Genomic DNA, 5,625 nt, shown 5'->3' with positions numbered 1-5,625 from the left:
CCATATCCATTGAAAAAATTAGATAACCATGAAAAGATATTTATATACCACCCTTTTTATTTTTATAATTGCTGCCGAAGCTTTGTCCCAGGTTGGAATTAACACCTCTGTTATACAAGATGGGGTTGCGCTTCAGGTAGAATCTTCTAATAAGGGAATGTTGTTTCCAAGAGTAGCTCTCTCATCCAGAGTATCTACATCACCTCTAGCAGCAACAATTCCTACAGGTACAATGGTTTTTAATACTGCTGCCGCAAATAGTTTTCCGAATACAGTTACCCCGGGACTTCATTGGTGGGATGCTGTTGAGGGACAGTGGACAAATTTCAGTACAAACACGAATACTGTAATGGTTAAATACACCAATTCCGAATCGACAACAAATTACAACACCACGACTTGGCAAAATGTAAAACTTTTCGGAAATAAGATTATTAATGAAAGTAGTGCCATTTATTTAGTTAATAACACGAACCAATCTGTAACTGTAAACCGATCGGGATTGTATTCCATTTCCTCTTTATTATCTTTTGACAGACTTAATGGCTCTAATGCCCAAGTACGTTTGTCTTTGAGTGCAAGAGTGTATGTGAATGGCGTTGCAGTGGGCACAGAGCAGGCTATTTCACCTGGATTTTCAGCTTCAATTAATGGTGATAGAGGTCTTTTTTCTCATGCATTTACCGAATATCTGGAACTTGCAGATGGAGATGTTGTAACCGTGAAAATTAGGCGTACTGTTGGTACTTATAGAGGCCTATATGGGCAATCACCCGTGCAATTCTTACAAAACGGAGATTCAAGTATAGCCATTCTCCGAATTCGATAATTAATTTATTTAAATCCAAAAAAAATGTTAAAAAATATAATTAAAATAGTATTTCTATTCCTTTTTGCCAATAATGTGTATAGCCAGGTCGGAGTAGGAACTGCCAGCCCAATTACGTCTTCAGCACTAGACATTACTTCTACAAATAAAGGCGTATTAATACCAAGAGTGGAATTGATCTCTTTAGCTGCAAAAACTCCTCTAACTGGAAATATTCCGGATGGGACAATGGTTTTTAATACTAAAAAAAACGGAACAGGGGTCAATTCTGTTTTTCCAGGGGTATATGTTTGGAAACTAGACAGGTGGTATATCCCGGCAGAAATCACAAGCGCAAAATCTGTTAAGTTTTCTAACTCTTCAACAAATACAAATAATTTTAATCCTGCAACGGTAGCGGCTCCAGCAGGCATAGATATTTTTAATACAGCGGTGTTTAATGATGATACTGCTATCTATGAAAAAATTAATAATTACCAGCTCAGAATAAAACAAAGTGGTTTATATCTCGTTTCTGCGAATCTTGCATTAAAACAAGATCCAGCAGTTGATAATTCAAGATTAAGTAATTATATATATTTTAATCTGAATGGAAGTTTAGCAAGTGCAAAAGTAATAACACTTGTACCTCAGTATGACCCCAGAGATGTTGACATCGACGGACGATTCGCATTTGGATTAAATTCCTATATGAATGTTACTGCAGGCTCCATTCTAACTCTTCATTCTCAAAGGTATAAAAATGGAACTAACTATAATGGAATAATAAACTTTGATAATGCCAGTTTGTCTAGTGTTGTCGTTGTGAAAATCCAATAACAAACCTAAGGAAATCAAAAAAAGATAATGATAAAATATCACAAATTCAATATATCAACTCGGGAAAAAGAGTAATTGTAAAGCTCTTTTCTCTTTTACCAATTAAATTTTTACACAAAATGGAAAATAAATTTTATACAATCTTTGCATTAACGATCGGTTCGTTAGCATTCGGGCAGGTGGGTATTAATACCCAAAATCCACAAGGGGTTTTCAATATAGATGGTGCCAAAAATAATGCGGTCACAGGAACTCCCACTGCAGCACAGTTAAAAGATGACTTTATCGTAACTGCATCAGGATCTACAGGTATCGGAGCAACTCCCGACGCATCCGCTATTCTGGAGCTTAATGTAAGCCAGCTTGCAGCAACAAGCAAAAAAGGATTTTTAGGTCCAAGAGTAGCTTTAACAGCCTATAACGACGCGGCTACAATTCCAAGCCCTGCAGTTGGCTTATTGGTATACAACTTAGGAACGGCTGCCCTTACCTTTCAAGGATATGTATATTGGGACGGAACCCAATGGAGACCTTTGGATGGGCGCTCATTACAGAATGGTACGGTAGGTGCTTTGAATTGCACAAGCGCTACTCTCGATCCGATTAGCTATACTAGCGGTGTTCCTTTTGCTGGTACAATGTCAGTTCCCTATACCGGAGGAAATGCAGGAATATACCCTGCACAAACTATAGGACCTGTAAACGGACTTACAGCAACACTTCCACAGGGTAATTTTGCGCAGGGATCCGGTACTTTAAACTATACTATTTCCGGGACACCAACAGTATCTAGCCCTACAACAACAACATTTCCCCTTTCAATCGGAGGACAAAGCTGTAGTGCAACAGTTGGTCTAGGAAAAGTACTTGCTCCCGGAGAGTATCAGTTCTTTACTTTTACATTACCAGCGACGTATGTAGGATTATTGAGTACCTATATTGGCGGTACTTATGATGCTATTTTAGGACAAAAGGTAAGATTGGATCTTGATTTTACCACGAGTTCTAATTCAGCAGGCCCAGTTAGCTACAATCCTCGTTTGGTCAATGTTTTTAGTTCTAACATTAAGGTGTGGTATGCAGCATTATCAAGTGTAACCCAACAACGTCGTTCTAATGTTTTACTCGCTCCGGGAGGTTATCTGGAAACAGATAACGGAATATATCTTGGTTATGGAGACAATATGCATAGTGGTTCAACAGCGATTACTGCAACGTCTGGAGATAGGACTGGCTCTGATAATTCTGGGGAGATAGAAACAGTAGATTTAGTTGTAGACGGCATTTGGTACAGAATAACCGTTTTTGTTTCTGTAGATAACCTAAATGATACTAATGCTACGAATAACATCCGACGTGTCTTCATGACCGCACAAAGAATGTCTAACTAGGAATTTATTCTGGTAAAACCCTTATTAATATTTAGTTATTCCTACTGATAGGAAAGTATATATAAAAATAGAACAGATTAAAGCACCTTAAATATATTTTATCCGGCAGATGAATTCGTCTGCCGGTTTAAATATAAATCTATAAAATAGGCATAGGCTTAAAAATCTGTAAGATTCTAAAAACACAAACAAATGAATTTTAAAGAGATTCCAATAGGACCATTGATTGAAAAAGAAGTTGCAGCACGTGGGATAGAACTTCCCCGAATTTGTAATTTTATGAAATGTACGGAACAAGAAATAGAAGAAATGTACAAGGTAACTAGTGCAGACACAGAAAATTTATTGAAATGGAGCAAATTATTGAAATATGATTTTTTCAGGCTGTATTCACAACATTTGATTTTTTATGCTCCAACGATAGCAGACGAAAGTACAGAAAACAAGAATCACAAAAAAACATTCTTACCTGAGTTTCGCAAAAACATTTATACAAAAGAAGTTATTGATTTCATTCTGGCACAAATACAGTCAGGGGAAATGTCAAAATCCGAAGTAATGGAACATTATAAAATTCCAAAAACAACTCTTTATAAGTGGATAAGCAAGTATAAAGATGAAAAAAAATAAATATAGTGATCTGATGGGAAAATCCAAGAAAGAAATAACAGAACTTCCTGGACAGGACTTTAATTATTATCCCGCCGATTTCTGGTTCTATACTTTGTCTAAGAATTGGTTAGGAAGAATAAAGGCATTATTGCTGTACTTCAAAGAAGAAAAGGTATATGAAATTAAAATAAAAACTACTTATGGAAAAATTAATCCCTGATTATAAGAGAATCTATAACGACATCATTATGAAAAAGTTTCCGGATAAAAGAACTTGCTGTATGCGACTATTACAGAAAGAAAGCTTATCTGTTGTTGATATTATAGAGCTGAACGAAAAAATTTTCGGCATCCCGGACAAAGAAACTTTTGCAGCCAACCAGAGATGCCGTTCATATAAAAAAAGAGATATTCTTAAAATGCTTGATTACCAGAAAAAAAAACAACTCAACAATACCCAACTTGCCATCCATTTTAAATTAAGCCGTAACACGGTAGCCAAATGGAAAAAAAAGTATGTGATATAGATATAAAGGGATGCGCTTTTCTCTTTAATATAAAGCATTCAGGGAATGTTATTTGAAGTTTTTCAATAAAACACCGATTATATTTTGTGGTTATACAGATGTCTGGGAATTACAGAATTTCTTTAACTTTACAGAGAATTAATTTTTAAAAATTAAGTTTATCAATCAATAAGTATTATCTTTTTTGAATTATTTTTGAACAATGATACGTAGAATAAAGAATTATATAAAGAATTTGCATATTGACCCCAATGCGGATAGATTTCAGCGTCTTGATGCCCAAAGATTAAATTTATTTGCATTTTCTATAGGCATTATTTTCCTTTTGATAGGGTTCAGGCACCTACTGTTTGGGTTTGAGAGTTATTTTTTTGGTTTTTTTTTATTAGGGGCTTTTTTCCTTTTTCTTTTCTTTTTTACAAAGGCTCGCCAGAACATGCTGATATGCCTTGCCTCTATAGAATTGTCTATGCTGTTTGTTTTCTTTTTTTCATCCACTTCAGGTTTGGAAAATGGTGTGTCATTATATTATTTTTTGCTCTTGACTATTTCGTTGTTTATTTTTAATACAAGGAAAACCTCTAAGTATATCATAGTTGTTTTTGCTACTGCATTTGTTCTATTTCTCATAAGCTATTATTATGATTTTAGGATATTTAGAATTGGAGAGGTAGAAAATTTGAATGCAAAAAGTCAGAGATTCGTTACCTTTATAATAGTATTTATGGGATTTTCTGTTCTCGGATATTTTATCCTGTCAAAACATTTTCTGGTTTTGGAATTATACCAGAAGGGTCTTCGGAGCGAAAAAATAATATCTGATATGCGCGAAAAGCTTAACAGAAAAGACGATATGGATTTGGAGAATCTGGTAAAACTTGCCGTGAATGACGATATCGCTTTCATACCCAAAATAAAATCTTCATTTCCAAATTTATATGATAACCTCATAGAAATAAATCGGGCTATTACGTCGGAGGAGTTTAAATTATGTGCTCTTCTCAAACTAGGTTTTACCACAAAAGACATAGCGGAATACAACCATATTTCAGTGCGAACAGTTCAGGCAAGGAAAAGCAGACTGAGGAAATCATTTGGAATATCTGCTGATGTAGATCTTTACAATTGGATAGATACTTTATAGTTTGGAGTAGATCTGTTTTTGATTATGAAATTGTTTTATTTGCCTCAGTAGATGCTGGTATGAATATAAATGCTTTGGTGTATAAATTCTAGCTTTTCTTTATATTTTTGTTAGTATGGAGTCAATAATTTACCGATACAAAAATAAGCCAATTATATCTTTCCCATTACGGGAACCCAGGGCAAACGCATCATAAATTAATTAATTTTTCAAGATACCTGTTATCCCATCCTGCTTTTAGGCGCTTTCCTCTAACACCGACTTTGAGCGTTTTCTCATTTTTCAAAAGATTGAGAGCTATTT

At 35.0% G+C, this 5,625-nt stretch carries 7 protein-coding genes; all 7 read left to right on the top strand.

Going from position 1 to position 5,625, the window contains the following annotated elements:
- The first annotated feature begins 28 nt into the window (after positions 1 to 28).
- The 7 genes from HHL23_RS22175 (at position 29) to HHL23_RS22685 (ending at position 5,322) form a co-directional block, all read left to right on the top strand.
- Positions 29 to 829: a hypothetical protein gene (locus tag HHL23_RS22175; RefSeq protein WP_169236911.1), complete on the top strand. Its 801-nt coding sequence runs from the start codon at positions 29 to 31 to the stop codon at positions 827 to 829.
- Between the two features lie 24 nt (positions 830 to 853).
- The gene (locus tag HHL23_RS22170; RefSeq protein WP_169236910.1) at positions 854 to 1,648 is read left to right on the top strand and encodes a hypothetical protein; all 795 of its coding nucleotides are present in this window, start codon (positions 854 to 856) and stop codon (positions 1,646 to 1,648) included.
- Between the two features lie 119 nt (positions 1,649 to 1,767).
- Positions 1,768 to 3,039, top strand: coding sequence for a hypothetical protein (locus HHL23_RS22165; RefSeq protein ID WP_169236909.1), 1,272 nt, complete (start codon positions 1,768 to 1,770; stop codon positions 3,037 to 3,039).
- Positions 3,040 to 3,231: 192 nt separating this feature from the next.
- Complete coding sequence (locus HHL23_RS22160) at positions 3,232 to 3,669, top strand: transposase (RefSeq protein WP_169236908.1); 438 nt, start codon at positions 3,232 to 3,234, stop codon at positions 3,667 to 3,669.
- Positions 3,656 to 3,871, top strand: coding sequence for a hypothetical protein (locus HHL23_RS22155; RefSeq protein ID WP_169236907.1), 216 nt, complete (start codon positions 3,656 to 3,658; stop codon positions 3,869 to 3,871). Before HHL23_RS22160 ends, HHL23_RS22155 begins: the two co-directional genes overlap by 14 nt.
- Positions 3,852 to 4,178 (top strand): helix-turn-helix domain-containing protein, encoded by a 327-nt coding sequence (locus tag HHL23_RS22150; RefSeq protein WP_169236906.1) that lies wholly within the window; start codon positions 3,852 to 3,854, stop codon positions 4,176 to 4,178. The genes HHL23_RS22155 and HHL23_RS22150 overlap by 20 nt, the downstream gene beginning before the upstream one ends.
- Before the next feature lie 724 nt (positions 4,179 to 4,902).
- Positions 4,903 to 5,322 (top strand): helix-turn-helix transcriptional regulator, encoded by a 420-nt coding sequence (locus HHL23_RS22685; RefSeq protein ID WP_228464945.1) that lies wholly within the window; start codon positions 4,903 to 4,905, stop codon positions 5,320 to 5,322.
- Positions 5,323 to 5,625 lie beyond the last annotated feature (303 nt).

The sequence above is a fragment of the Chryseobacterium antibioticum genome (genome assembly GCF_012927325.1).
Taxonomy (GTDB): Bacteria; Bacteroidota; Bacteroidia; order Flavobacteriales; family Weeksellaceae; genus Chryseobacterium; species Chryseobacterium antibioticum.
The sequence above is the reverse complement of the archived record's forward strand: the minus strand, read 5'-3'. Positions and strand labels throughout refer to the sequence as shown.